Annotated in this window: 23 protein-coding genes; 16 read left to right on the forward strand and 7 right to left on the reverse strand. The window is 43.7% G+C overall.

The genetic code is table 11. The features are described from left to right. Window positions 1-14: 14 nt before the first annotated feature. From ACT3ID_RS00460 to ACT3ID_RS00485, 6 genes are all read left to right on the forward strand, one after another. Window positions 15-1136: a CgeB family protein gene (locus ACT3ID_RS00460; protein WP_491540009.1), complete on the forward strand. Its 1122-nt coding sequence runs from the start codon at window positions 15-17 to the stop codon at window positions 1134-1136. Between the two features lie 5 nt (window positions 1137-1141). After that, window positions 1142-2248 (forward strand): CgeB family protein, encoded by a 1107-nt coding sequence (locus ACT3ID_RS00465; RefSeq protein ID WP_491540010.1) that lies wholly within the window; start codon window positions 1142-1144, stop codon window positions 2246-2248. Beyond that, on the forward strand, window positions 2245-3327 hold the full coding sequence (locus tag ACT3ID_RS00470; RefSeq protein WP_491540011.1) for a CgeB family protein: 1083 nt from the start codon (window positions 2245-2247) through the stop codon (window positions 3325-3327). The genes ACT3ID_RS00465 and ACT3ID_RS00470 overlap by 4 nt, the downstream gene beginning before the upstream one ends. 134 nt (window positions 3328-3461) lie before the next feature. Then, window positions 3462-4265, forward strand: a complete 804-nt coding sequence (locus ACT3ID_RS00475) for a TIGR04290 family methyltransferase (RefSeq protein WP_491540012.1) — start codon at window positions 3462-3464, stop codon at window positions 4263-4265. A 147-nt stretch (window positions 4266-4412) separates the two neighbouring features. Beyond that, on the forward strand, window positions 4413-5252 hold the full coding sequence (locus tag ACT3ID_RS00480) for a sulfotransferase domain-containing protein (RefSeq protein WP_491540013.1): 840 nt from the start codon (window positions 4413-4415) through the stop codon (window positions 5250-5252). 734 nt (window positions 5253-5986) lie between these two features. Further along, window positions 5987-7009, forward strand: a complete 1023-nt coding sequence (locus ACT3ID_RS00485; RefSeq protein WP_491540014.1) for a phosphotransferase — start codon at window positions 5987-5989, stop codon at window positions 7007-7009. A 15-nt stretch (window positions 7010-7024) separates the two neighbouring features. Here ACT3ID_RS00485 and ACT3ID_RS00490 read toward each other — a convergent pair whose 3' ends face one another. Beyond that, the gene (locus ACT3ID_RS00490) at window positions 7025-7516 is read right to left on the reverse strand and encodes a YciE/YciF ferroxidase family protein (RefSeq protein ID WP_491540015.1); all 492 of its coding nucleotides are present in this window, start codon (window positions 7514-7516) and stop codon (window positions 7025-7027) included. A 413-nt stretch (window positions 7517-7929) separates the two neighbouring features. On the opposite strand from ACT3ID_RS00490, the gene ACT3ID_RS00495 reads away from it, so the two are divergent. After that, complete coding sequence (locus ACT3ID_RS00495; RefSeq protein WP_491540016.1) at window positions 7930-8304, forward strand: SPW repeat domain-containing protein; 375 nt, start codon at window positions 7930-7932, stop codon at window positions 8302-8304. A gap of 71 nt (window positions 8305-8375) precedes the next feature. Further along, window positions 8376-8594: a four-helix bundle copper-binding protein gene (locus tag ACT3ID_RS00500; RefSeq protein WP_491540017.1), complete on the forward strand. Its 219-nt coding sequence runs from the start codon at window positions 8376-8378 to the stop codon at window positions 8592-8594. A gap of 122 nt (window positions 8595-8716) precedes the next feature. On the opposite strand, the gene ACT3ID_RS00505 is transcribed toward ACT3ID_RS00500, so the two are convergent. Together ACT3ID_RS00505 and ACT3ID_RS00510 are read right to left on the reverse strand one after the other, a co-directional pair. Beyond that, window positions 8717-9796 carry a DUF2231 domain-containing protein gene (locus ACT3ID_RS00505; RefSeq protein ID WP_491540018.1) on the reverse strand — a complete coding sequence of 360 codons (1080 nt, stop codon included), beginning with the start codon at window positions 9794-9796 and terminating at the stop codon, window positions 8717-8719. Window positions 9797-10529: 733 nt separating this feature from the next. Continuing rightward, window positions 10530-11702 carry a zinc-dependent alcohol dehydrogenase gene (locus tag ACT3ID_RS00510; protein WP_491540019.1) on the reverse strand — a complete coding sequence of 391 codons (1173 nt, stop codon included), beginning with the start codon at window positions 11700-11702 and terminating at the stop codon, window positions 10530-10532. Between the two features lie 460 nt (window positions 11703-12162). Here ACT3ID_RS00510 and ACT3ID_RS00515 point away from each other — a divergent pair, with 460 nt between their 5' ends. The 8 genes from ACT3ID_RS00515 to agaR all read left to right on the forward strand — a co-directional run bounded on the left by ACT3ID_RS00515 (window position 12163) and on the right by agaR (window position 21876). Further along, complete coding sequence (locus ACT3ID_RS00515) at window positions 12163-13395, forward strand: hypothetical protein (protein WP_491540020.1); 1233 nt, start codon at window positions 12163-12165, stop codon at window positions 13393-13395. 46 nt (window positions 13396-13441) lie between these two features. Next, window positions 13442-14608 carry an ATP-grasp domain-containing protein gene (locus ACT3ID_RS00520; RefSeq protein WP_491540021.1) on the forward strand — a complete coding sequence of 389 codons (1167 nt, stop codon included), beginning with the start codon at window positions 13442-13444 and terminating at the stop codon, window positions 14606-14608. Window positions 14609-14878: 270 nt separating this feature from the next. Then, a complete protein-coding gene (locus ACT3ID_RS00525; RefSeq protein ID WP_491540022.1) occupies window positions 14879-17134 on the forward strand; it encodes a TonB-dependent receptor in 2256 nt (751 codons plus the stop codon). A 12-nt stretch (window positions 17135-17146) separates the two neighbouring features. Then, window positions 17147-17914: a tetratricopeptide repeat protein gene (locus tag ACT3ID_RS00530; RefSeq protein WP_491540023.1), complete on the forward strand. Its 768-nt coding sequence runs from the start codon at window positions 17147-17149 to the stop codon at window positions 17912-17914. Between the two features lie 194 nt (window positions 17915-18108). Continuing rightward, complete coding sequence (locus ACT3ID_RS00535) at window positions 18109-19002, forward strand: CPBP family glutamic-type intramembrane protease (RefSeq protein WP_491540024.1); 894 nt, start codon at window positions 18109-18111, stop codon at window positions 19000-19002. Between the two features lie 6 nt (window positions 19003-19008). Then, complete coding sequence (locus tag ACT3ID_RS00540) at window positions 19009-20109, forward strand: sensor histidine kinase (protein ID WP_491540025.1); 1101 nt, start codon at window positions 19009-19011, stop codon at window positions 20107-20109. Then, window positions 20106-20852, forward strand: a complete 747-nt coding sequence (locus ACT3ID_RS00545; protein ID WP_491540026.1) for a LytR/AlgR family response regulator transcription factor — start codon at window positions 20106-20108, stop codon at window positions 20850-20852. Before ACT3ID_RS00540 ends, ACT3ID_RS00545 begins: the two co-directional genes overlap by 4 nt. A 259-nt stretch (window positions 20853-21111) precedes the next feature. Then, window positions 21112-21876 (forward strand): transcriptional repressor AgaR, encoded by a 765-nt coding sequence (agaR, locus tag ACT3ID_RS00550; RefSeq protein WP_491540027.1) that lies wholly within the window; start codon window positions 21112-21114, stop codon window positions 21874-21876. 6 nt (window positions 21877-21882) lie between these two features. Here agaR and ACT3ID_RS00555 read toward each other — a convergent pair whose 3' ends face one another. Genes ACT3ID_RS00555 through ACT3ID_RS00570 form a run of 4 tightly spaced genes read right to left on the reverse strand, consistent with a single transcriptional unit; the run spans window position 21883 to window position 26478 of the window. Next, window positions 21883-23676: a sodium:solute symporter family protein gene (locus ACT3ID_RS00555; protein WP_491540028.1), complete on the reverse strand. Its 1794-nt coding sequence runs from the start codon at window positions 23674-23676 to the stop codon at window positions 21883-21885. Between the two features lie 20 nt (window positions 23677-23696). After that, a complete protein-coding gene (locus ACT3ID_RS00560) occupies window positions 23697-24689 on the reverse strand; it encodes an amidohydrolase family protein (RefSeq protein ID WP_491540029.1) in 993 nt (330 codons plus the stop codon). A gap of 3 nt (window positions 24690-24692) precedes the next feature. Beyond that, window positions 24693-25514 carry a class II fructose-bisphosphate aldolase gene (locus ACT3ID_RS00565; RefSeq protein WP_491540030.1) on the reverse strand — a complete coding sequence of 274 codons (822 nt, stop codon included), beginning with the start codon at window positions 25512-25514 and terminating at the stop codon, window positions 24693-24695. Further along, entirely contained in the window at window positions 25498-26478 is a 981-nt protein-coding gene (locus tag ACT3ID_RS00570) for a carbohydrate kinase family protein (RefSeq protein ID WP_491540031.1), read from the reverse strand. The genes ACT3ID_RS00565 and ACT3ID_RS00570 overlap by 17 nt, the downstream gene beginning before the upstream one ends.

The raw sequence follows: 26478 nt of genomic DNA on the forward strand, positions 1-26478 counted from the left end.
AATAACACTGAAAGATGAAGATATTTCTGTTTTATCATTCCCTTGTATCTGACTGGAATCATGGCAATGCTCACTTTTTGCGCGGTATAGCATCGGAGCTGCTGAAGCGCGGTCACGACGTGCGGGTATATGAGCCCCGGGATGGCTGGAGTTACAGGAACTGGATTAAGGAACGAGGAATGGAGGGGGTAAGAGATTTTAAGGAGATATATCCGCAATTGCATACCAATTTTTACAGCGAATCGACCAATTTTGATGATGTGCTGGAAGATGCCGACTTGGTGGTTGTTCATGAGTGGAATGATCCGGAGCTGGTAAAACGGATAGGTGAACTTAAAAGAAAGCACCAATACACACTGCTGTTTCATGATACGCATCACCGGTCGGTGACAGCACCCCACGAAATCGCAAAGTATAACTTGGAAGCTTATGACGGCGTACTTGCTTTCGGCAGGGTGATTAGAGATCTCTACGTAAAAAATAAGTGGGCAAAATGTGCCTGGACCTGGCATGAGGCCGCCGATACCAATGTTTTTCATCCCAAAAATGATGTGGAAGAAAAAGAGGGAGACCTGGTATGGATCGGCAATTGGGGCGACGATGAGCGTACAGAAGAGCTGATAGAATTCTTAATTAAGCCTGTGAAAAAGCTCGGGCTGAAAGCCAAAATGTATGGTGTTCGCTATCCCGACGAAGCACTGGATCTGCTGTACAAAGCTGGTATTGATTATGGTGGTTATCTTCCTTCGGGAAAAGTTCCGGAAGTCTATTCCAGGTATAAATGCACAGTGCATGTGCCACGCAGAGCGTATGCACAATCGCTGCCGGGCATCCCCACCATTCGTCCTTTCGAGGCCTTGGCATGTGGCATACCGCTCGTTTCCGCACCGTGGCAAGACAGCGAAAATCTTTTCAAGAAAAATGACTTTATGATGGTACAGGACGGAAAGCAGATGACACAGGCACTGCGAAAAGTTTTACAAAATCCGGAAGAGACATCTTCTATGATCCAGAGTGGGCTGGAAACGATCCACAATAACCATACATGTGCTCACCGGGTAGATCAGTTGCTGGAAATTCACAGCATCATATCAAATGACATAAACGAGGGAAATATTCATTCTAAAGTGAGCTGATTATTATGCAAACAGAACAATACAAGATCGCCTTTTTCGGTTCCAGCCTGGTCTCGGCCTACTGGAACGGGGCAGCAACCTACTATCGCGGGATTATTAAAGCACTACACGAACTGGGCCATTATACGATGTTTTTTGAGCCGGATGCTTTTGAACGGCAGGAGCATCGCGACCTGCCCGATCCGCGCTGGGCCGGAGTTACGGTCTATCAGCCTAACAAAGAAGATGTAAAGCGGGCGCTGGTGCAGAGCCGTGACTATGATATTGTAGTGAAAGCCAGCGGCGTGGGTGTTTTTGATGAATTCCTGGAAAAGGAGGTGCTGAATAACCGACAGCCCGGCCAGCAGGTTATCTTTTGGGATGTCGATGCCCCGGCAACGCTGGCCAGCATGAAAGGAGATCCGGATAACTCACTGCGAAAACTAATTCCTGAGTATGATATGGTGCTTACATACGGCGGAGGTCCGCCGGTGGTTGAGGCTTATGAATCTTTGGGAGCACGAAAATGTATCCCAGTTTACAATGCGCTGGATACCGATACGCATTATCCCACTGATAGTCAGGAGAAATATCAATGTGATCTGGCATTTTTGGGCAATCGACTTCCCGATCGCGAAGAGCGGATGGATGAGTTTTTCTTTTCGGTAGCTGAAACTTTGCCTGATAAAAAATTCATTATCGGCGGCAGCGGCTGGGATACCAAAGAGATGCCGGAAAATATAGAGCATGTGGGGCATGTATACACCAAAGATCATAATGCTTTTAATGTATCCCCCACCGCTGTGCTTAACATCAATCGACAAAGTATGGCCGAGAACGGCTTTTCTCCGGCAACGCGCGTTTTTGAAGCAGCCGGTGCGGGCGCCTGTCTGATTACGGACGATTGGGAGGGACTTGAACTGTTTCTTGAGCCGGGAGAAGAAGTGCTGGTGGCAAAAAATGGTCGGGATGTTGCTGGGCTTGTTAAGCAGTTAACATCCGAAAAAGCGCAGGCAATAGGTCAGGCTGCGCTGCGAAGGGTTTGTTCCGAGCATACTTACAAGCATAGAGCACAAAAAGCGGTTCGGGCATTTGAAGAATCATTTCCAACTCAAAAATCAGCAACAGTATGAACGCAGATTCACTAAACATTGTCATAGCAGGACTGTCGCTGAGCTCTTCATGGGGCAATGGTCACGCGACTACCTACCGCAGTCTCGTCAAAGGGCTTTGCGAAGAAGGACACAAGGTGACATTTCTGGAGCGGGATGTAGAATGGTACTCCTCAAACCGCGATTTGGACTCCTCACCCTACTGCGAACTATGTTTTTATAGGGATTTGGAGACACTGAAACGTCATTTTGTAGGTCCGGTGCGCCGGGCAGATTTGATGATTGTGGGATCGTATCTCAAAGAGGGAGTGGAGATTGGCCATTGGGCGCTAAATCAGGCTGCTGGCATCACAGCTTTTTATGATATCGATACGCCGGTAACGATCTCCAAGCTAGAGAAGCATGATTATGAATACATTACACCGGATCTGATTCCGCAATACGATCTGTACCTTTCGTTTAGCGGAGGCAGTGTACTGGATCGACTGGAAGAGAAATATGGTGCGCAGCGAGCCCGGCCTCTCTACTGCTCGGTCGATACGGATCTGTATTATCCCCAGGAAGAGCTGGCCAAGTGGCAGTTGGGTTATCTGGGGACATACAGCGCCGATCGTCAGCCGATGCTGGACTCCCTGTTGCTGAATACTGCTGAACATCAGCCAAAAGATTCATTTGTGGTAGCAGGGCCGCAGTATCCCTCTGATATAAACTGGCCTCCGAATGTGGAGCGAATTGAACACCTGCCACCGAAAAATCACCGGGCGTTTTATAATCAACAGGATTTTACGCTGAATGTTACGCGTGCCGCTATGGTCGATGCGGGGTATAGTCCGAGCGTACGATTGTTTGAAGCGGCGGCTTGTGGTACGCCTATTATTTCGGATTACTGGAAGGGACTGAAACAGTTTTTTGTGCCCGGCAAAGAGATACTGATTGCTGATTCCACACATGATGTCCAGCGATATCTCAACTTTTCGGAAGAAGAGAAAGCCTTGGTGAGCCGGCGCGCCCGACAGAAAGTGCTGGATAATCACACGTCACGTGCCCGGGCGCAGCAGCTGATCGAATATGTGCATGAGTTTGAAAAGATGAATGTATAAGAAGAAACACGACTAATGTGTCACGCTGTCCCGAAAGCTTTCGGAAAGGGGACAGGGATGGGTTAAATGTAAAAATATCCCTTGACAACAAGGAACATTCCAGTGGATTTTACATCGCACCAATAGTTAATCTCATGACTGATAACTCCGACACAAAGAAAAAGATAGAAGAACTGGGGCCGTGGTTTCACAATATTCATCTGCCCGGGGGCCATCAAACCGCGCCCGATCATTTTTTGGGGGATTTCCCAGCCTTTAAATGGGAAAAGATAAAGGAATATATTCCTGAGGATCTTTCCGGAAAGACGGCGCTTGATGTCGGATGTAACGCCGGATTTTATTCGCTGGAACTGGCCCGCCGCGGTGCAGAGGTTACCGCTATCGATTTTGACACCAATTACCTAAATCAGGCTGACTGGGTATTCAGCCGGTTTGGACTCGAAGACCAAATCAACCTGAAACAGCAGCAGGTATATGATTTGGCTCGTGAAGATGAGCGATATGATATCATTTGGTTTATGGGTGTTTTTTATCACCTGCGCTACCCGCTGCTGGCATTGGATATCATCAGTAGAAAAACGCGGGAGATGCTGGTCTTTCAGACGCTGACGATGCCCGATGGAGAGGATTTTGAGCCGAGCGACGATTATACGATGGATGAACGCAAACAGATGGTTGATCCTGACTGGCCTAAAATGGCATTTATAGAAAAGCAGTTTAACCGAGATCCCACCAACTGGTGGATCGCCAACCGCAGTTGTATCGAAGGGATGTTGCGATCATGCGGATTTCAAATTACCGACCGACCGGAGAGGGAGATTTTTCTTTGTAAACCAGACCACGACAATCCCGGAGTAAGCAGTACCTGGAATGAATCAGAGTATCTCTCTGCCATCGGTCGAGACTGGCAGGATAGTTATCAAAAGAAGATTCAGTGAATTATCCGGTCATTTATTTTTGTCAGGGGGATTGCAAAACTATCTATGTCATGCTGTCCCGAAAGTTTTCGGGACAGGATGACACCTTCGGTTTTACAAAATTTCTGGTTATTGAATTTGCATTTACTGCGATAAAGACGTTCAGTTATGAAAATTCTGCAAATAGGATATCCTAAAAGCGGTAACTATTGGCTGTATAAAATCATCCAGGAGTCGCTGGATATAGCGGGAATCAAGCAGAAGAATTTTATACAGCAGCATCCGATTTATCCAATAGCAAAAGAATGGGAGCTGAGTTATCCCGAGCAGGTGGATATCAATATGATCGATATTCTATACAAGGGGTGTTTTTTCCGGATAAGCTCAATTTTTCGAAAGCGGATTGAGGATCTGGAAGGATATATCAACAGTAATACCCATCTCTGGTCGCATTCCAACTACTGTGCTACCAGCGAGCAGGTTTTCCCGATGCTCGACAACATTGTGTACATTATACGTGATCCTCGTGATGTAGCTCTGTCCAAAGCTGATTTTGCATTCACGTCTTATATGCAAAAGCACTATCCCACCTGGCACGAATCGCCCTCGCAGTACCTTGAGGCAGAAGCCGAAACGATTGCGCGTAATTGGAAAGGTCATGTTGAGGAATACCTGCGGCAAGCGTCGCGCCATGATATTCTGATCCTGTTTTATGAGCGATTGCAGCAGTGTTTTGATGAAGAGCTTGCTGTTCTCCTGGATTATCTCGGTCTTTCTTTTTCTGAAGATCAGCGCAAGCAGATTGCTTATAATGTAAGTTCTGAGCAGCTGCGCGAGGAAAGTCCGCAGCACGTGAGAAAAGCTCGTCATTATAAGTGGTTTGACAATATGCCCCAGGAGATAATTACACAAATGACCTCGGTGACGGAAGATTTGTTGAAGCGGATCGGGTATCCTTTAAAAGAAACCGAGAAGAAATTACCGTCGCTTCAGCAGAAGGTTTTGTAGAGTCTGGTATAAAGTTGTGGAGTGTACCTTAGTAAAACGAATGTGTGCGGAACCCCGGATAGACTTTGGTTGCCAACTTCGCTGGTTTAACTTTGCGGCTTCAGAATTGTGAGTCTACAGTAGTGCGGATGAGTGGTATAGAATAATTCCGCTGCTTATCCAAATCTGAATAGCCTGTTCCGAACCCACCCGCTCCCGACAGCTGTCGAGAGCACCCCTCCCAGGAGGGGACTTTTACATTGCCGAATTCAGGGATTTAAACATCTGAAACCCCTCTTAACATCTCCCCTTTGTGAAGGGGAGAATTATAGGAATTTGGCTTTTACTCTCGAAAAGCGTGAGCGCCAGCCCCGCGAAGTTTTAATGTAGTTAAGTCTTTGTACTTCGTTTTTTCACCATTCGAATTCAGGAATCGTCTATCTTTAGAGGCCGACATAAAAATTTTGTCTGTATTCAAAAATAAAGATCTCTCCCGAAGTCGAGATGCCAATCATAGTATTTATCTGTGTTTTCGATAGTAAAATTACCAGCGGTCAACAACACAAGCTGTGTCATCCGCGTGCTATTATTAGAATAAAGGATTTCCAGATCGAAACTTTTCTACGCTAATATTTTTTATATATTTCGACCAGATAAGTCCAATCTTTATAATCACTTAGAGGTCCTAGAAGTTCGTGGGATTGCGGCCGAGAAGGCGTCTGGGAATAATTCGATTTTAAATACAAAATACACTCATGGCTGAGAATAGCAACTCTGCAGCATCGGCATATACAGATCAAAGTTCACCAGAAAGTATAAATCATTTCCATGATCATCTTTCTCGGGAGGTTCTTCAATTTTTGAAATCAAAGGCTAATGCGGATTTAACCAATGTCAGTACACTTTCGGGTTACAGCAATAAGCTCGTGCGTATTGAGTTTGACAGCGGCCGCAGCATGATTGTGAAACAGTCACAGTACGACTGGGCGGCTCCGCGTTTCCGCAGTGCACGGTGGGCTTCAAAGTTGTTACGGAAGCATACTGATATATTAGCACCTCAACACATAGCTATTCCGAACGAAATAACTGAGATGCCAACATTGGCCTATTGGTATCTGTCTGCTCCCACTCTCAAGGATTTGTGGCCCGAGCTTTCCCGATCCCAGAAAAAGAATGTTGCGGTTGGTCTCGGAGGACTACTCAAAAAGATGCACAGCATCAATGTATCTGGTTATGGGGCCCTGAACAGCGAAGAATCGTACAGTTCTGCCGCGGATTATGTGTTCAGCGATTTATGTGAGCGACTCGAGCCGACGATGGGTGCAAAATGGCCTGATATTTTGCCGGTGGTTTATGAGCTGATGGATTTGGCAGCAAGTGTGCAGGAGAAGAAGCAAGAGGCCACGTTAGTTCACAATGATTTTCATATCGGGAATGTGCTTTGTGCCTATAACGGTGAGCGTGTGAACTGTATGGGTCTGTTGGATTTGGAAGAAGCCGCCGGCGGCCGCTGGGAGCTCGATCTTGCCAGGGCTATTACCCTGCATCACCCGCTCTTTGCGGGGGGCAATTTAAAAGGTAATTGCCTGGATAGTTTTGGCCGGTTAATGGTAAAAGGATATGGGAAAAAGCCCGATGAAGAGTTACTCCGCCTGTTCAGAGTTTATCATCTTCTTGATCTGGGACTCTATTCTGCCATGAATGAGAAACATGAGCATGCCCGGAATATCGGAAAAGAGGCTAAGCAACTACTGAATAAATCGGTGAAAATTTCATGATTTAAGACTTTGTGTCTATCCTCTGGCCTGATTATTAATTTTGCCAGCGATTTCATTCAACCTTTTATCGGCTTGTTTTTCCTCATCGCGTGAATTCCGGAACGTGTTGGAAATCTCTCCGTGATCCAGTGTTTTCGCAAAATCCACGAGTGTTCCGTATGCTGCAATTTCGTAATGTTCGATACGCTGAGCATAGGTAATTAGGCCAGCGTCGTTGACATCGGCATCGGCGTAGTCGCTGAAAAGTGTTCTGATTTCATCCATGAGACCGTAGATTGCTTCGGATCTTTCGGCGTTTAGTTCAATATCAAGCGAGTCAGCAATTTCTTCGAGGCGCTGTTTTTGATTTTCGGTTTCTTTTAAATGCTCTGAAAAAACACTCATGAGCTCCCGGTCAGAAGCGAATCCTTCCAGGTCGGGTAGTGCATTTATGAGTTGTGTTTCAGCATCATAAAGATGATTAATCTGGTGCTCAAACAGGTCGTCCAAGTCTCTGAAATTAGCCATCTCTAGTCTATTAATTTTGCTTATAGTTTTGTTCGCAAATCAATATCAGTAACGCAGATGAGCGAGTAAATAGAATTATGTATGATAAGCTTGAGGAAATTCTGTTGTACGTTTTTGTGGTATTTAATATCTGTAATAATTGTGAGAAGAGACTCATTGCAGGGTAAACGCTCTTACTTAGAATAGTAGCAAGATTAGCAGGTAGTATGTTGCAGAATATCGAAATTGAATGTTGAAAAAATATAATACTTCGAAATCGACACTTCTCTGCTCTGCGTTCAATACTTACTTCTCGGGCGTGGTTGGTTTTGCCCAGTGCATTTTAGTACCTGTTTATTGCCGATATTGGGAACTTTTAGTATAGGTACGTATATAATTCTAAAAAGCGAGAGAGTTTAAAGAATAAAATAGCTATGAGATTTATATCAACGAGAACGCACGGAATTTTAGACTACGTTATAGGTATATTACTAATTATTTCACCATGGGTTTTTAATTTTGCTAATGGTGGAGCCGCAATGTGGATCCCGATTATATTAGGAGTTGGAGTTATCTTGTATAGTATAATTACAAGGTATGAGATGGGAATGGTGCCAACCATATCTATGTCCACTCATTTATGGCTGGATGGTATCGCCGGTTTCTTCCTGGCTGTATCTCCATGGCTGTTCGGTTTCGCTGATGTGGTGGTTTATCCTCACTTGATTGTAGGTCTACTGGAAATTGGAGCTGCTTTGATGACAAATACTGTTCCCGGAGTATCCTACAGCAGAGAATCTGCAGTTTAGCAAAAAATATTCCCTTATTTGGCCAATGACTCGGGAAGGATGTTTTATTAACTCCATAAATCCCCTCCAAATTGGAAGATTGCATTCGCCTGGACAGAGACTGTGCCGACATTTGCGGGCTGGCAATCACATATATAGCCAGAGATTCAAGTTATGCACCATCCGCTGTTGATCTGTGTGCAGATATTTGTGACGCCTGTGCAGAAGAATGTGAAAATCACGATCACAATCATTGCAAAGAATGTGCTGAAGCTTGTCGTGATTGCGCAGAAGCCTGCAGAAATTATTAAGGCTGACAAAGTTAGCTGTTAATGATTTGTCACAGATTGGTAATAGTGAGCTCATTAAAACCCTATTTAAAGTAGCTGTTAACTCGTAAAAGCTATGATAGCAACCATATAGAATTGATGTACTATTCTCCATCCAGCTGAGTCAATTCTATTCTCTCCAGCAGCAAGGTACCGCTGCCATCCAGTTTTAAGCCTACGGAGCCGACCTCCGGAGCATCCCCGTGTCCGTGGACAATCATCTCCTTGTCAACATATCCACGGAAGTGCGTACCATTAGCCACCGTGCGAACGAAAATAGGATCGGACACATTGGTACTGCCCGTCTCAAATACCTCAATTTCACCATCTGAAACACGTCCCTGCTCTACAGTTCCGGTGCTGGTAATGGAAACGTAATCGTAGTTATTGGTGTCCTGCAGATGGTTAACCAGCGTAAGCGTGCCTTCGAACTCTGACAGATCAAGATAATAGTCAACCTGCACGTTCTGGTATGTCTCTTCGCTAACTATAAATTGATTGAGATCTTTTGATGAAAACTGAAGGATGAAAGATCCATTTTCTGCTGCTACAGATTCTATACCGTTAATATCTCCCTCCAAAAATCGAAAATTTTCCTGTAATGTCTGCAGGGCACCCTCGTCAATATTCCAAGTCCAATCGCCATTTTGCTGTAGGTTAAAAGCAGTTGCCAATTCTTCTTCGGTATCCGAAGCTATCTGCTCTTCTTCTGCCTCCTCCAAAGCCTGGACTCCTACTCCGTGCTGAAAGACCATTTGGGCGCCATAACCGCCAGTCTCATACAGCATAAACACGCCCACCATCGAGAGAATAAAAAATACAACATGCACTTTGGTGCGATGGGTGCCACTTAATAACCATGCCGCCAATAATCTTAAGATGGTATAAATACAATAGAACCAGACGGTCAGCAGAGCCCAATCCGCATGAGAGTTGAGCACCGACTGAGCCTCGGCAGGCATGAACACGCTGTCGGCCGCAGCCTGCCCGGTAAAATACACACCAATGGCAGATAAAGTTCCCACTACGTAAAGCGAAAGCGTGGTGGAACGCCCCCATCTTTTTGCTCTTTCCGGCAGAAAGAATGTCACCAGGTCAAATAGTAAGGCGATTGATAAGAGAGCGAGAGGGAAATGCACCACCATCGGGTGGAAATTCGGTGCCCATTCGGGTATTAACTCCATAATTATTCTTTAATTGTTCATAATAAGCGGTATAAGCTAAACATTTCTGATGAACAAAGTAATTGCACTGCTGCTTCTGAAAGAGTTTTAAGCAGCAAATTCAGGGCAAATTACGGGTTATTACCCACGGATGAATCCGTGGGCTAAGAATATTTTTTTTGGGAAGTTCACTTCAAGTGAGCTTTCGGTTTTTCTTCTTAGCCTGATGATTCATCTTCAGGATATGAAATTCAGAGCTGAAGAATCTACTGCTGCTTTTTTACCCAGCAGATGGAAGTCCAGCTATCGGCTGAGTACAAAGCCTTTGGCATGAGGTAAAAAACCTCGACGTCATCTCGACCGACCGAAGGGAGCGGAGAGATCTGTCATGGCAAAGGATTCGCAAATTAGCTCACAAATTGTTGCTTTGGCTAGTGATACGCGAAAGCGGCTATCAGACTCCGCTGATGTTCGGAGGTAGAGCCTCCTCATAACGATGGATTTATCTGCCTTTGGTATAGCATTTCAAGATCGGGATAAAGAAGAAATAGTTATTGAATTATTACCCACGGATGAATCCGTGGGCTAAGAATATTTTTTTGGGAAGCTCACTTCAAGTGAGCTTTCGGTTTTTCTTCTTAGCCTGATGATTCATCTACAGGATATGAAATCCAGAACTGAAGAATCTACTGCTGCTTTTACCCAGCAGATGGCAAGTCCAGCCATCGGCTGGGAATGGATACCTGAAAGACAGTCAAGGTTTTAATACTACCTTGGTGCAGTTGTCTTCTTTATCACGAAACATCTCATATGCCTCCGGTGCTTCTTCGAGACTCATAGTGTGTGATATGACAAACGAGGGATCGATCTCTTCCTCTACAATTTTTTTAAGCAGTGGTTCCAGATAGCGGTGCACATGGGTTTGTCCGGTATTCATGGACAGGCTCTTATTCATGAAGGCACCAAATGGGATCTTATCAAGGAATCCGAGATACACACCAGGTACCGAAATTGTGCCTCCTTTTCGGCAGCACATGATCGCCTCCCGAAGCACATGCGGACGGTCAGTGCCGAGATAGAGAGCTTGCTTGGCCCGATCCATGAGCGCGTCGAAACTTCCACGGTGGTGTGCCTCGGTACCAACGGCATCGATACAACGATCAGGACCGCGCCCGTTGGTCATTTCTATTAATTTTTCATAAACATCCTTTTCCATAAAATTGATCGTTTCAGCATTTCCTTTTTCTTCCGCCATTTTCAAGCGTTCCGGAATTCGATCGATGGCAATTACCCGTTCGGCACCAAACATCCATGCGCTTTTAATGGCAAATTGACCTACAGGCCCGCATCCCCAGACAGCTACCGTATCACCATCCTCAATTTCGGCCTGTTCTGCGGCCATATAGCCAGTGGGGAAAATATCCGACAGGAAAAGAACCTGCTCATCGGTTACATGATCGGGAACTTTGATGGGTCCCACATCAGCAAAGGGTACACGCACGAATTCGGCCTGTCCACCAGAGTATCCACCCATCATATGGGAGTAACCGAATAGTCCGGCCGGTGAATGTCCCATTGCCGTGCGTGCTTTATCAGCGTTGGGATTTGAGTTGTCGCAAAGCGAATAAAGTCCTTTCTCACAGAAGAAGCAGCTTCCGCACGAGATCGTGAACGGCACAACGACCCGATCTCCCACCTCCAGGTTGTCTACGCCGTCGCCCACTTCCATTACTTCACCCATAAATTCGTGTCCGAGTATGTCACCTTCTTCCATGGTGGGCATTAATCCATTGAACAGGTGCAGATCGGATCCGCATATAGCCGTTGAAGTTACTTTGACGATGGCATCGCGCGGATTAAAAATTTTGGGGTCGGGTACCTCTTCGACTCGAAGATCATCTTGTCCGAACCAGCATAAAGCTTTCATAATATTCCCTCTCTTTAACTCTTGGTTTAGTTTTTATTTGTAACCTTAGGGGATACTATATTGTTTCGATATGGGAGAGATTGATGAAGGTTTTTTGAATGGATTATGTGTAGTTATTATCCACAAAAATGAAGGTGTCAGTTAGCTAATTAGAAGATCTCCTAACTGACGGTGCTAGTCACTTGTTCGTTGTTGGAAAAGGTTGGGAAACTTAATAATCACACTTAAAAAAAGAGTAATTTTTACTCACCCCGTACTAGATTATGTACCTATTTGCCCAATGCCTAACCCAATTCGGAAGTCCGAATTAGGGGTAAAAGTTCGTTATGATATTTTGATAGCAGGTCGGTAACTTGGCTCAATTTTTGAATTTAAATTACATGCAGAAGACCCAATAGCACAGCCAGTTTATCTTTTAAGAAGTTGAATTTATTAATAAGAGAGAGGCCGAAAGTAATATATGAAAATAGGCAAGCCATCCATTGCTCAAAGGAGAGAAAAGGTTCTTTATCAAGTAAATGTGACAAGATCATCAGGAGAAAGGAATTTATGGTACAGTGTTGATAAAAAATATGGAGAAATGGTTTCGGATTCGGCTGACGTTGCTCTTGTGGCTCTGCTCTTTCCCGCAATGGCCCATGGTGAGGATATTGAGATTGAAGCGGCCGTTTCAGAGGAGCTTTATTATCATTTGAAAAGGCGTATCCAGGTTGTAATACAATCCGTTTTTCCGGGACTGCACAAGATTCAGATAAATCCCCGGAAACTATCGAATACCAATGAGCAATCACAGGGGGTGGCAACCGGATTTTCCGGTGGTATAGATTCTTTTTGTGTACTGGCTGATCACTATTATTCTGATGATCTACCCGATGGTTTTCAACTAACTCATTTGCTTTTCAATAATGTAGGCTCTCATGGAGCGGGAGGAGAATCTTTATTCAATAAACGTTTTTCCCGGGTTAAATCCTTGGCAGAGAGAATCGGACTACCCATACTGGCTGTCAATTCAAACCTGGATAGTTTTTATGTTGATTTGGAATACAAATTTGTAGATACGCATACCCCAAGAAATGTTTCTGTTGCTCACCTGCTGAAAAAAGGAATTGGTCGATATTATTATGCCTCTACATATGATTTTAGTGCTACTGGAACTACGGAAGGAGAATTGCCACAGTGCGAGCCTTTTTTGTTGCCGTTGTTTTCAACAAAGTCATTGGATGTGATATCGTCGGGTAGTGAATATACCCGCGTCGAAAAAACATTGAAAGTTGCAGAAATCGAAGATTCCTGGGACCTGCTGGATATATGTGTTAAAGCCAAAGAAGCAGAGAAAGTTGATGCGATAAACTGCTCTACTTGCTGGAAGTGTATGAGAACATTGTTAAGACTTGAAATTGCAGGTCAACTGGATAGATATGATCGGATGTTTGATCTTGAGTTATATAGGTCTCATCGTAATAGATTTATTGCTACTATACTTAAGGAGAACAAGCCGCTTACAAATGAAATAATTTCATTTGCTGAGCAGCAAAATTTTTCGCTTCCGCTGTCATCCCGATTTTATGCTATTACCGGCCTGTATAAGTTGTTCCCTTACTATGAGCGAGCTGTTAGATTAAGAGAAAGAATTTCAAGTGAAGGAATAAGCTATCTGTTTAACAGAATGAGACAAAAAATAACTGTTCAATAAGTAATAATAATTGTCTAATAAGTATAAAAAAGAGAGAGATTAACATATGAATGTATTGATTTTAGGTACTGGTGGGGTACAAGTTGATATGCTGAAGCTTTTAGCACAAAACCATACCGTACATGGGTTAAGTTATAAGGCAGAGGGAAAGGGAAAAAAATACACCGACCATTTTGCAGTTATAGATATTAAGAATAAGAGGGCTGTTTTAGACTATGCACGAAAACATGATATTTCTCTGGTTTATTCTATAGGTTCCGACTTGGGGATGATTACATCGGCTTGGGTAAGTCAGAAAATGGGACTTCCCACTTTTATAAGTGCCGATGTGGCAAAGAGCTGCCATAAGAAAAGTCTGTTACGAAAGAAACTTAAACGTATCGAAGGTAACATAGAATACAAGGTGTTATCTGCTCCTGCAGATATAGATGACTTTTACTTCCCCTGTATTATTAAACCCATTGATAATCAGGGCCAGCGTGGAGTTTTTCTGGTTCGGAATAAGGAGGAGTTAGAGCAAAAATTTTGTTCCTCTGTAAAGTTTTCAAGAGAAGGTAAGGTTATAGCCGAGCGATATATAGAAGGACCCGAAGTTTCAGTTAATACATATCTGCTAGACGGGGAGATTCGTTTCAATATGATTAGTGATCGTATCGTTTGGCCTCAATACCCAACAGGAATCATTCATAAACACCGGGTTCCTTCTCAATTTACTAATCCGGAAAGCGAAAGCCGTATTTTCCAGTTAATTACGGATGTAGTTGAGGAGATCGGGATTGAAAATGGTCCTCTGTATTCACAAATCAAACTGGAAGGAAATAAACCGAAACTTATTGAGACCGCTCCCCGACTTGATGGCTGCCATCTTTGGAGATTAATAAAATATGCTACCGGTGTTGACCTGCTTACAACAACAACAAATCATTTGATGGGCAAAGAGATCAATAGGTTAAGTACCGATCTTATTAATGACCGGTGGGTGCTCGAATTCATGTGTGAAAAACCTGGTAATCATGTTAAAATTGATAAATACGATTTAGACAGAGCCGATTACCATGAATGGTACTATGATAATGGGGCTGTCGTAAGATCAATAAATTCACTAATGGAAAAGTGTGGATATCAAATTTATCAATCATCCAGCGAAGAGGATACGAATAATGATCTGGAACAAGCAGGATCCAAGAAATCTATAGGTAGCTTATCCTCCTAGATAGAAAGCTGGAGTTGTATGGTAATTTTGGTAATGAAGCATGACAGATATTACTGAATTTTTTATTTATCCGGCTTTGTAATTTCAATCCTAAAAGATTACTAAGTAGCTAATCCTGATGTTTCCACCCTTTGTTTTAACAGTTGGGATTGACTACTCCCACTGCGAGTTATCGATTAATTCTGCGGCTTGTCGATAAAAGTGGTTGAAGTAAGACGCTGCATGTTACCTTCGGAGTAGCATTAAAGTTCGAAGCAAAAGCAGTGTCTGATGAAGTGTGTTCACCTATTTAGCAAAGGAGCAGTTTCCTGCTTGATTTTTTGCCTGTGCCTCACAGCGATTGTCTGTCCAGTACAAGGGCAAGGCAGCGACACAAAGGCAATTGTTGAGGGTCAAGTGTTGGACGAAGAAGGTGAGCCGCTTTACTTGGCTCATATGATGGTTAAAGGGACAACCATTGGAGATGCAACCGACGACAATGGTCAGTTTCGATTCGAAGTTTCGGCTTCGGAGGTGATAACAATCATCGTTTCGATGGTTGGATATGCTCCTGTTGAAGAAGAGGTAACATTATCTGCCGGAGAAGTGGTGAAGCTCAATTTTCAGTTAAAACGGCAAAGTACATCACTTGATGAAGCTACCGTTACTGCCGGTGCATTTACGACGGGAGATACTAAGGGCGTCACACTATCGCCTACGGAAGTGGTGACGACACCCGGTGCAGCGGCAGATATTTTTCGTTCTCTTCAGACATTTCCCGGGGTTTCAAATGTTGATGAAGGATCGGGCCTTTTTGTCAGAGGAGGTGATGTAAGTGAGGTATCCTTCATCCTCGATCAGGCATCAGTTGTGCATCCCTATAAATATGAAAGCCCCACGGGAGGTGCATTCGGTACAATTCCACCTTTCCTGGTTTCGGGCACCAGTTTTTCTACGGGTGGATTTTGTGCAAAATACGGCAATGCGATGTCAGCAGTGTTGGCAATGGAATCGAAAGGTATGCCGGATGGCACACAACTCGATGCGAATATTGGTATGGCGGCATTGTCAGCGGGTGGTGCGGTACCACTTTTGTCGGATAAGCTGGGCGTTCGTTTTTCAGGGAATCGCAGCTTAACCCGCTTTATGTTTGATGTCAATGGTTTGGCGGATGAGTTTCAGCAGGCTCCGATGGGTGGAGATGGGAATCTAAGTATGATTGCCAAGCCATATAAAGGGACAACTATTAAATTATTTAACTACATGAATACCAGCCGGTTGGGAGTTCGTGTGCCCCAGCCTTCTTTTGAAGGAACCTACCGCGGTGACGAACAAAATCGCCTTCATAATTTGCAGTGGAAGCAGTTGTGGAGTGATTGGTTTCTCAAGACAAGCTTTTCCATGAATCGCTACAAAAATAACAAACAATTAGGCGGACTTGATCTGAACGAAGAAGACCGTACTTATAAATGGCGTACCGATATCGAGTTTACCGGATGGGAAAACGTTACGTGGTATGGAGGGGTGGAGTGGGTGCATGTAGGCGATCATTTTTCTGGCCAGGTACCCGGTGATCAGGATCTCCTTGATCCATCCGCCGATTTCCGGTTTATCAACGAAGAGAAATCCACACAAAGATTGGGAGGGTACATTGAAACCGAATATCAGTTATTATCCCGGTTACAGCTTAGACTGGGTGTGCGTTCCGATTACGAAAATAGATCCAGTGACTGGACGGTCGATCCCAGAATTTCACTGCAATATCAGCCGACTGGACACAGCAGTATCCGATTGGCAACCGGGCGCTATCATCAATATGCAGACCCATTTCAATATAATTCGGCAACCGGTAATGGAGATTTAAAAGCACAACAGTCATGGCACTATATCGCAGCTTACGAATTCAAGAAAAACCTTTTTCACATACGCACTGAAGGATATTATAAATCATATGACGATCTGATCATTGAGGATGAGCAGCAGAATTTCAGTAACGCCGGTTATGGAGAAGCATACGGGACGGATCTCTTTTTCAAATATTCCGACTATCTGCGCACGCCCTTTAATGGATGGATTTCATACAGCTTTTTGCGATCCAAACGCTTGCAGCCACGCCAAACAGCTGACGGTATAAATCATAACTATGCTCCTTCGGCTTTTGATATTACCCACAATTTAAATGTAGTGGCCAAGGCGACAATAGTAGGCATGCTTTCCGGCGGTATAACATATCGCTATTCCACCGGACGTCCGTTTACCCCTATTATCGGTGCTGAACCTACATCAGAGAAGTACTTTATTCCTATCGAAGGGAAGGTGCATTCCCAACGTCTTCCGAATTTTCAGCGTGTGGATTTAAATCTCAGCTATTATTGGGTTCCTGCCGAAAATTGGTCCGTCATTTTTTATGCATCTGTGTCCAATTTGTTTGACCGCGATAATGTAATGGATTATACCTACAACAATGATTATTCCGAGCGTACACCTATATACAGCAATTACAGCCGGTTTGTATATGCCGGTGCTACAGTTAATGTTGAACTCTAAATTGATAAATCTATGAAGTATCTAACACGTTTTATCCAATGCTTATGTCTGTTGCTCATTCCATATTCGATGTTGGCGCAAGCCGACCAATTTGTTGATATTCGTCAGACGATTGAGACAGCGGTAGATTCGCTCGAGCCTGAAAAACTTATTGAACTAAATGCACAATTAGATTTACTGGCCGAAAATGAAAATCTCCAGGTACAAAAATATGCGTACTACTACCGCGGATATACCAACTATCGATTGCAGAGTTCATTTCCGAATATCGGCGAAGATCAACAGGAGAAATATCAGGATGAAGCTGTGACAATGTTTGAAAAAGCGGTAGAGCTGGATCCTGATTTTGCCGAAGCCCATGCAATGCTGGGAAGTTGTTACGGAATGAAAGCCACCGGCATCTTTTCGGGGATGAAATACGGTCCCAAATCCGACAATGCAATGAGTAAAGCCAAAGAACTGGCCCCCGATAATCCCCGTGTGGTATTGCTTGATGCAATTGGTACACTTTTTAAACCCTCCATGTTCGGTGGAAGTGTCGAAGGGGCGATCAAAGGTTTTGAGCGTTCAATAGAGTTGTTTGAAAGCTGGCAGCCGCCCAATACCTACGCTCCGCGCTGGGGTGATGCCGAAGTGTATGCCTGGCTGGGACAAGCCTATAATGAGGCTGGAGAGTATGAGCAAGCCAAAGCGGCTTATCAGCAGGCGTTGGAAGTCAAACCCGGCTATCCCTGGGTAAAGAATCTTCTTTTACCTGAACTAGCGGAAAAATCAGATTAAAAAATATTGTCATTTCGACTGGAAAGCGGCCCCGAAAGCTTTCGGGGCTCTGAGCGGAGAAATCCTCTATCCGAGAAAGGAGATTTCTCGACTTCCTCCGCCAGCCGGTGGATTCCGCTCGAAATACCAGGTACAAAAATAAAGAGTATTTCAGGTTAAGCGATCATTATTTAATCAAAAACGGTAAGCGCGTTATGGATAATATTCACCCCTCCACCAAATCGAAAGAAATTAGCACCAAGTATCAAAATAAGTTGCTTGCCATAAGTGAAGTTGTATTGGCATACGCCAGTATCATTGGGCTTATGTGGATTAATGAGCTGATACCCGGATTCAAAGAGTGGCAGCGAGAATTTATGAGCAGAGCAATACTAAGTGCTATGATTTACATGGCGCTCCCAACGGTATTGTTAGCTTATGTGCATGGAAAAGCGGGGCCGGCCAGTTCTATTATTTTTAAAAGCTCAACAATCAAAAAGTCGTTATGGTTGGGTATAAAAGCATTGGCAGTGATGTTCCCCGCCACCTTTGCTTTCCCAATTGCCGAAATGTTCGATCTCGGATTTACGGATTGGGGAGGAGCTGTCATTATTGCTGCCTTCTATTTGGTGGCAATTGCAGGTTTACTTTGGCTGTTTAAAGATAAATCCACAATTAAAGAACGTGGATTTTCAGGTAGTGATGCACGTATTGCCGGCTGGATTTTTATCTGCGGATTGTTGTCTGTTGCCCTTTTATATCCGCTGAATTCTTTAGTCTCTAATATTATTATTGCCCTTGTGTTTGTTGGTTTTATGGAAGAGTTTTTCTTCCGCGGATATATGCAGCCTCGGTTAAACATGGCTTTTGAAAAACGATTGGAATTATTGAATTTCCGATTCGGATGGGGACTAATAATCACGTCGGCACTGTTCGGACTTATCCATGTCATTAGTCCGGGTGAAAACCCAATGGAATGGTCGTGGGGATTCTGGACCTTTATTGCAGGATTGGCGTTTGGCGTGATTCGTGAACAAGGAGGCTCGTTTCTGGCTCCCGCCCTTGTGCATGGCATTACGATGATACTGCCGGTAGTATTTTCTAGTTGATGTATTATGAGAAATAAATTGAACACTTCAGATCTTGAATTGGAAAAGCCACAAGTAACTTGGTGGGGCATGGCACTGTCGCTGCTTATAGCCCTTCTTTATACATTGTCTTATACCGCCCTGCTTTCAAATGCAGAAAATATACCTTTCCTGGCAGCTTTACTGGGAACCACCCTGAGTACTTTTATCAAGCTGATTCTGCTTTTTGGCAGCTGGTATTTGGTGGTCCGGGAATTACATGATATAAACGGCTGGATAAAGTTAGGTCTTCATCTTTTGGTGGCGGTTGTCTATTCGGTGATCTGGTACTATGGATATCTCTTTTTGTTTGATCTGTTTTTTGGACTCGAATTTTTAAAGGGCGGTGGTTTTATAGAAGATCGTCTTTGGATTATACTTTCTTCTTTTTTTGAATATGTAATTGTATTCTCAATCGTCCATGTAATTGTTTCCCTTCAAAAACTCAAAGCACGAGAGCAACAGGCCGCAGAGCTTCGTGAGCTTTCGAACCGGCAGCAGATTGCCAATTTAAAAGCGCAATTGAATCCTCATTTCCTGTTTAATACGCTTAATAGTATTAATGCCATGGTTTCGAAAGATGTTGATCAAACGCGCAAAATGATTGCCGGTCTCTCGGATATGCTGCGTTATTCTATTGGTAGTTTTGAAAAAGAATGGGTGGCCCTATCCGAAGAGATAGAGTTAGTAAAGCGGTATCTGGATCTTGAAAAACACCGCTTTGGTGATCGGCTGCAATACAAAATTGATATGGATGAGGAGTTGCGGAATGTAGAGATTCCTCCGATGATCGTTCAGCCAATTGTCGAAAATGCGGTTAAGCATGGCATTGCTCCCACTGATAAAGGAGGCACAATAAAAATATGCCTTACCCATAACAGTGATTACATGAAGGTTGTGGTTACAGATACCGGACGTGGTTTGGCTGATCCTGAAGAGGCCAAATCTTCGAATGGTATTGGTATTCGTAATACTGATGAGCACCTTGTAAAGAGATATGGCGAGGATTCGAAATTGCAGTTTGAATCGATAGATCCGCATGGCACCAAAGTATGGTTTCGCATTCCTCTGGGAGGTGATAGCCAATGAAGCAATTTCGGGCGATTATTGTAGATGACGAACCCCCGGCACGCCAGGTGGTGTCGGAATATCTTGAAGCAGTCGATTGGGTAGAAATAGCAGGGTCATTCGGAAATCCACAAAAAGCGTTGGAATACCTGAAGAAAAACCAGGTCGATTTGGTATTTCTGGATATCCAGATGCCGCAAATGTCGGGCTTTGAGTTGATTGATCAGCTTGATGAGTTGCCCCATATCATTTTTTCCACGGCTTATGACAAGTACGCTATTCGTGCATTTGATATCAATGCGGTTGATTATCTGCTCAAGCCTTATACCAGGGAACGGTTCATGGAAGCTCTGGAGCGTGTAAGAGAAATCGCTGGTGACGTGAACCAGCAAGAGCGAATTCGTGCGCTGTTGCAACAGGTTAAGAGAGATGAGGAGTATCCAAAGCAGCTATTTGTTCGAAGTCGTGGTCGGATCATCCCCGTCGCCGTAGAAGATATTCTATGGATCGAAGCTGAGGGGGACTATTCGCGGATCCACTATGCAGATAAAAAGATTTTGTGCGGTGTCGGAATCGGAAAACTGATGGAGCGGCTGAATCCGGATAATTTTATACGCGTGCACCGTTCGCATGCTATTGCTATTTCATCTCTGAAGGATCTGAAACCCGATGGATACGGGGGTTTTATGGCAACGTTGACAGATGACACCGAGCTCAAAGTCAGCCGTACTTATGCGGATAATATTTCGGAAAATATTCTTTAGGCAAATTAGTATAATGAAGAAAGCGGTGGCGATAACTTTTGATATATTTGATCTCGGTAGCTTTGCAGCAGACCTGATCCAGCAGACAGGATGACACAAGATTTTGCAAAACCTTCTGGTAAGTAGATAGATCCATACTCCAAAAATTGAAGCCTCATCTGTAGCTATTTACTGGATTGTTAATTTTTCTTGCAGTTCCAAAGGAAATGAAATTTATTTTATCTTTACTGCTAAGGAGAAATAACTGAATAGAAAGAATATGAAATCAACAGTTGACAGAAGAGATAAAATAATTCAAAAGATCCAAAATGAGGGTTCTGTTAGGGTAGATGAATTAAGTGAGGAGTTTGATGTATCAACTGTAACAATTCGAAATGATCTCGATTTTTTTGAAGAAAAGGGATTAATAGACAGAACTTATGGAGGGGCATTACTTAGGAATAACGTATATAACGATCCTTCAATTGAAGAGAAGAAGAAAATTCATGTAGAGGAAAAGAAGCGAATTGGGGAGCATGCAGTTAGTCTCATTAATGACGGGGAGTCAATAATTCTGGATTCCGGCTCTACAACACGAGAGATTGCATTGCGGTTGAAGAACAAGACGAATTTAACCGTCATGACAAATGCTATTAACATTGGATTGGAGCTGGCCGGAGTATCGGGATTACAGGTTATGCTCACAGGAGGGGTACTAAGGGATAAATCATACTCTCTGGTAGGTCCCGAAGCGGAGCGGACGATGAAAAACTACTTTTTTGATACTCTTTTTCTGGGAGTGGACGGGATGGATTTTGATCATGGACTTACTACCTCGAATCCGATGGAAGCACAGCTTAATCGACTTATGGTTGAGCGATCCAACAGAGTGATTGCCGTTACTGACTCGTCTAAATTTGGGCGGCACAGCTTTTCTTTTATCTGTGATTTAACACCGATCGATACCATTATTACTGATACAGAAATTTCTTCTGATTATGAAGAGCGATTTAAGAAGAGAGACATTTCGGTGATCAAGGTGTAAGGAACATCAGGAGCGCATGCTAAGTAATTTTTGCCATGCGAAGTACAGGAAATAACTGGCAAGTACGGTGACCAGTGTTAATATACTGGCAGGCATAACATTGCTGTAAATCCAATATCCCGTAGATAGCAATGCACCATATACTGCTATCGTCCCAAGTACCATGCATAGGATCCCTTGGGGAACAACCCATCCATCTGTTTCTTTATCTAAATCATATCCTTTTTCTACAGCTTTTTTTCTGATTTTTTTCCAACCGGGTCCTCCGGGTCTTACCAGTTTTATAAAACTAACCATTTTATCCATGCTGGTCGGCCTTGTAAGTTTCATAGTGATATACCACCCGGCTGTGGTGATCACTACTCCGGTAATGAGTTCTTGCCAGCTGGTAAAATCAGGGAGAGGCGTAAGGTGATGGAAAAACTGAAAATAGATGGCTACTAAAAAAGAGATAATCATTGCCGCAATTTCGCTGGCAGCATTTATGCGCCACCAAAACCAGCGCAGGATAAAAATGAGCCCGGTCCCTGCCCCGATTTGGAGCAAAATTTGAAAATTATCGAGAGCAGATCTCATCACCAGTGCCAAAGCGCCGGAAAAAATCATCAGCAATACCGTTGAAATACGCCCCGCTAAAACCAATTCTTTTTCTGATGCATCCGGACGCCAAAACCGTTTATAAAAATCATTGATTAAATACGATGATCCCCAGTTTAAATGGGTGGAAATTGTTGACATGTAAGCGGCTATTAATGAAGCAAGTACCAGACCAATTAGTCCTGTGGGCAGAAATGTCAGCATAGCCGGGTACCCCATATCATGGGCAGCCACGTCAGCCCCTGCGGGAAAAGCTTCTTTCATGGATGCAATGTCAGGAAATACAATTAGTGAAGCGAGTCCTACGATAATCCAGGGCCAGGGACGAACTGCAAAATGAGCTGCATTGAAAAAGAATACAGCGCCTACAGAATGATTTTCATTTTTAGCTGCAAACATTCGTTGGGCTATATATCCTCCTCCGCCGGGTTCCGAACCGGGATAATATACACTCCACCATTGCACTGCCAGCGGCACAATAAGGAGTCCTATCATTTCTGATGTGTTATTGAAATTTGGAAAAATATTTAGCTTGGAAGCGACTTCTGAATGTTCTATCAATCCTTGAAGTCCTCCAACATCGGGGTGCTGAAGGGCATAATAAGCTGCGGCAATTCCACCCAGAAGCGACAAGAAAAATTGGAAGAAATCAGTGATAAGAATCCCTTTTAATCCGCCAAGTGAGCTATAAATCACCGTTACTGTACCGGCTATCAGAATAGTCTGTAAGGGCGTTAATCCCATTAAAACGGTACCCAATTTGATTGCCGCCAAAGACACCGTTGCCATTACAATAATGTTGAAAATAAATCCCAGATAAATTGCTCGGAATCCTCGAAGAAAAGCAGCAGATTTTCCGCTATACCGGAGTTCGTAAAATTCGACATCCGTAAGTACTCCGGACCGCTTCCACAATTGCGCGTAGACAAACACCGTAAGCATGCCTGTCAAAAGAAAGGCCCACCATGCCCAATTACCGGCTACACCCTGGGTTCGTACAATATCAGCTACCAGGTTTGGAGTGTCGGTCGAAAAAGTGGTTGCCACCATTGATATACCCAGCAACCACCAAGGCATATTTTTACCGGCTGCAAAAAATTCTGTCGAATTTTTTCCGGCTTGTTTGGCTACCCATACGCCTATAACAAGTGAAAACACCAAATAAGCTGCTATGATCAGCCAGTCAACAGTAGAAAGTAACATGCAAAGGGATAATCGGAGGATTAGATTTCATACCAGTTCTTAGCATTCTCTCGATAAACTTTCTCCAGCACAGCTTCGGATAAATTCAGGCCTCTGAATTTTTCCATGATTTGATTTGTATCTATGAAGTTATCCGTAGCCAGAAATTGCCAGTGTTCCGTCCAGCGGCGGTTGAGCTCTTCGTTTATTGTTTCTGGGGATTGGTCGGGAGCATTAATTATATCGGTGCCGTAAATGATGCGATCCTGGTAGGCATTGAAAAAGTCGATGACTTTTTCGCGGTCTTGCGCTGCATGATAGTATAGATGGTTAATACGTTCGGCCAGATCAACGGCTAAATTCGGGTAGCGTTCTAATCGTGTGGCAATTTCATCTAAACTCCATTCAAGACTGGCAAGGTGTAATCCAATAAAACGCAACTTTGGATACCGGTCGAGAATGGCATCCCGGGCTTCGATATGCTCCCAATATTTGGGGTATTCTTCTTGTTTGTACATGTGATATTCAGGATGTTCGGAAAAGTAATCCCGATCACTTTTGACCGTCATTTTTTCGATTGGCAGCCAGCAGTTTTTGGGTTCGCCCTGGTGACCGAGAACCGTAATTTGCTGCTTTTCGAGATAGTCAAAAACAGGTTGAAGCTCAGGAGCATCGGGCATTAAAAATGAGCCATCGGCGCGACGTACAGACATGCCGATATTCTTCCAGAACTTCACGCCGACAGCACCAGCTTCTATGTCTCGTTCGATTTTCGAGATTGTTGATTCAGTCCATCCATCCGAAAAAATATTCTCTGAAGAAAAAGTAGTAGCATGATGGATATCCACGTCGGATTTGGCATTATGGATTAAAGCCAACTGTCGCTGGGTTTCGATAGGGGGGAAATCCGGCACCTCTGTATTGATAGTTAACAGCTCAAAGTTGAATTGCCGTGCTATTTCCAGCAGATTAGAGCGGTCGGCATTGTAATGAATATGAGCATCAATTTTAGGTAAAGACTCAATAGCTTCCATTACTTATCCCTTATTGATCATCATCATTTTAGCTTCCAATAGTTCCTGAACATGTGCAATAGCCGTTGGGAAAACTTTTCTGAGATCGATTTCATCAGATTTTGGCAACTCTTTTCTAAGTGTATTCATAAAACCATTTTTAACTTCAGTAGCCAGGTTAATTTTTCGAATACCGTTTTGAATGGCTGCCTGTATTTGTGTATCCGGGATGCCTGATCCGCCATGGAGCACTAGTGCTGCCGGAGTAGCTTCATGAATTTTTCTGAGGAGATCAATATCGAGTTCTGGTTCTTTATCATAAAAGCCATGTGCCGAACCGATAGCCACAGCCAAAGCATTAACGCCAGTTGCATCTACAAAAGACTGGGCCTCATCGGGCTGGGTAAAAGAAACGTCTTCTTTAGATTGACCAAGTTTGGCAATATAGCCTAACTCAGCTTCCACATTGGCTCCATAGGGCTCGGCCATTTTTACCACTTTTTGGCTCTTCTCAATATTTACATCAATAGGTTCTTCGCTTGCGTCAATCATTACAGAGTCATAGCCGGCATCAAGAGCGCGCTGTATAAGGTTAAGGTCTTGGGCGTGGTCCAGATGCAGCCAGGCTTCTACGTCGTATTGACGGATAGCCGCCCTTGCAAGCTTGCTTGTTACTTCAAGTCCCAAATACTCTAAAGTCCGCCTGGTAGATTGTAAAATGACCGGCGTATTCTGTGCAGCTGCAGCTTTGAGCGTGGCTGACAGAGTTTCAAAGTTGTAAAAATTGATGGCTAACAGAGCCTTATTTTTTTGCTGCAGTTCGGAAAATTTATTCTGTAAAGTCATTGATATCATTTATTGAAAGTTCGTCACGTGCAGTTTTTTTCACGGTTTTTAGATTTCGAATAGCGGCCGTACCACCAGATCTGGTAGTAGAAACTGCTCCGGTAATATTTCCAAAGCGAATACACCGTTCTATACTATCGCCTTTAAGAAATCTGTGGATGAGTCCTGCATTAAAACTGTCTCCCGCTCCTATTGCATCTACCGGTTTATCATTTATATATCCGGATATATGCTGGGTATGATCTTTGGTGAAATAGGTTGCCCCTTCTTTACCCTGCTTAACAATTACGGCTGCCTCAGCCAGATGAGGTTGCAACTTGCTTATCCCTTCTTCAAGATTTTCACTTTGAGTAATAGCTAAGAATTCATCCTCATTGGGGAGGAAGAAGTCCAGTTCCGACACTAGTTTTTTAATATTCAGATCCCATTGTTCATCGGGATCCCATTGCGTATCCAGAGAAACGCTCATTCCGTTTTTCTTTGCCTTTTTAACAATTTGGGGCAGATTCTTTTTGATTTCCGGCTGCATGAAAATGGAAGATATATGCAGGTGATGGGCTTTGTTAAAAGCCTGATCGGGAATATCGGGTAATCCAAATCTTTTCATTGCACCGGGATAAGTAACCATCGCCCGCCCATTTTGCTGGCTAATGATGACTGTAAGTCCTGTTTTGTATTGGTCTGAGATAGCAATGAATGATGTATCCACCTTGAAATCGCGCAACAGTTGCAGCACCGTGTCGCCAAAGTTGTCTCGACCAATCATGCCGCAGAAGATGGTTGGAGTGCCAAGTCGTGCAATATTGGCAGCAAAAATAGCTGAAGAGCTTCCCAGTGTGAAAGTAAAGTCATCGGCCAGCTTTTCTTTTTCCAGTTCGGGGAAAGATTCGACACCGTTCAGGATTAGATCCATATTGAGTTCACCAATAACCAAAAGCGGACCAGAAGTAGCGTTGTCTGCCAT

This window comes from Fodinibius sp. GM108, from assembly GCF_058386985.1.

Bases quoted from the DNA above. Each gene is read 5' to 3' on its own strand.
- ACT3ID_RS00470 (WP_491540011.1), top strand. From the start codon at position 2,245: ATGAACGCAGATTCACTAAACATTGTCATAGCAGGACTGTCGCTGAGC.
- ACT3ID_RS00540 (WP_491540025.1), top strand. From the start codon at position 19,009: ATGAGAAATAAATTGAACACTTCAGATCTTGAATTGGAAAAGCCACAA.
- ACT3ID_RS00495 (WP_491540016.1), top strand. From the start codon at position 7,930: ATGAGATTTATATCAACGAGAACGCACGGAATTTTAGACTACGTTATA.
- ACT3ID_RS00520 (WP_491540021.1), top strand. From the start codon at position 13,442: ATGAATGTATTGATTTTAGGTACTGGTGGGGTACAAGTTGATATGCTG.
- ACT3ID_RS00555 (WP_491540028.1), bottom strand. From the start codon at position 23,676: ATGTTACTTTCTACTGTTGACTGGCTGATCATAGCAGCTTATTTGGTG.
- ACT3ID_RS00475 (WP_491540012.1), top strand. From the start codon at position 3,462: ATGACTGATAACTCCGACACAAAGAAAAAGATAGAAGAACTGGGGCCG.
- ACT3ID_RS00460 (WP_491540009.1), top strand. From the start codon at position 15: ATGAAGATATTTCTGTTTTATCATTCCCTTGTATCTGACTGGAATCAT.
- ACT3ID_RS00525 (WP_491540022.1), top strand. From the start codon at position 14,879: ATGAAGTGTGTTCACCTATTTAGCAAAGGAGCAGTTTCCTGCTTGATT.
- ACT3ID_RS00485 (WP_491540014.1), top strand. From the start codon at position 5,987: ATGGCTGAGAATAGCAACTCTGCAGCATCGGCATATACAGATCAAAGT.
- ACT3ID_RS00465 (WP_491540010.1), top strand. From the start codon at position 1,142: ATGCAAACAGAACAATACAAGATCGCCTTTTTCGGTTCCAGCCTGGTC.
- ACT3ID_RS00545 (WP_491540026.1), top strand. From the start codon at position 20,106: ATGAAGCAATTTCGGGCGATTATTGTAGATGACGAACCCCCGGCACGC.
- ACT3ID_RS00510 (WP_491540019.1), bottom strand. From the start codon at position 11,702: ATGAAAGCTTTATGCTGGTTCGGACAAGATGATCTTCGAGTCGAAGAG.
- ACT3ID_RS00565 (WP_491540030.1), bottom strand. From the start codon at position 25,514: ATGACTTTACAGAATAAATTTTCCGAACTGCAGCAAAAAAATAAGGCT.
- ACT3ID_RS00515 (WP_491540020.1), top strand. From the start codon at position 12,163: ATGAAAATAGGCAAGCCATCCATTGCTCAAAGGAGAGAAAAGGTTCTT.
- ACT3ID_RS00480 (WP_491540013.1), top strand. From the start codon at position 4,413: ATGAAAATTCTGCAAATAGGATATCCTAAAAGCGGTAACTATTGGCTG.
- ACT3ID_RS00570 (WP_491540031.1), bottom strand. From the start codon at position 26,478: ATGGCAGACAACGCTACTTCTGGTCCGCTTTTGGTTATTGGTGAACTC.
- ACT3ID_RS00490 (WP_491540015.1), bottom strand. From the start codon at position 7,516: ATGGCTAATTTCAGAGACTTGGACGACCTGTTTGAGCACCAGATTAAT.
- ACT3ID_RS00535 (WP_491540024.1), top strand. From the start codon at position 18,109: ATGGATAATATTCACCCCTCCACCAAATCGAAAGAAATTAGCACCAAG.
- ACT3ID_RS00505 (WP_491540018.1), bottom strand. From the start codon at position 9,796: ATGGAGTTAATACCCGAATGGGCACCGAATTTCCACCCGATGGTGGTG.
- ACT3ID_RS00560 (WP_491540029.1), bottom strand. From the start codon at position 24,689: ATGGAAGCTATTGAGTCTTTACCTAAAATTGATGCTCATATTCATTAC.
- agaR (WP_491540027.1), top strand. From the start codon at position 21,112: ATGAAATCAACAGTTGACAGAAGAGATAAAATAATTCAAAAGATCCAA.
- ACT3ID_RS00530 (WP_491540023.1), top strand. From the start codon at position 17,147: ATGAAGTATCTAACACGTTTTATCCAATGCTTATGTCTGTTGCTCATT.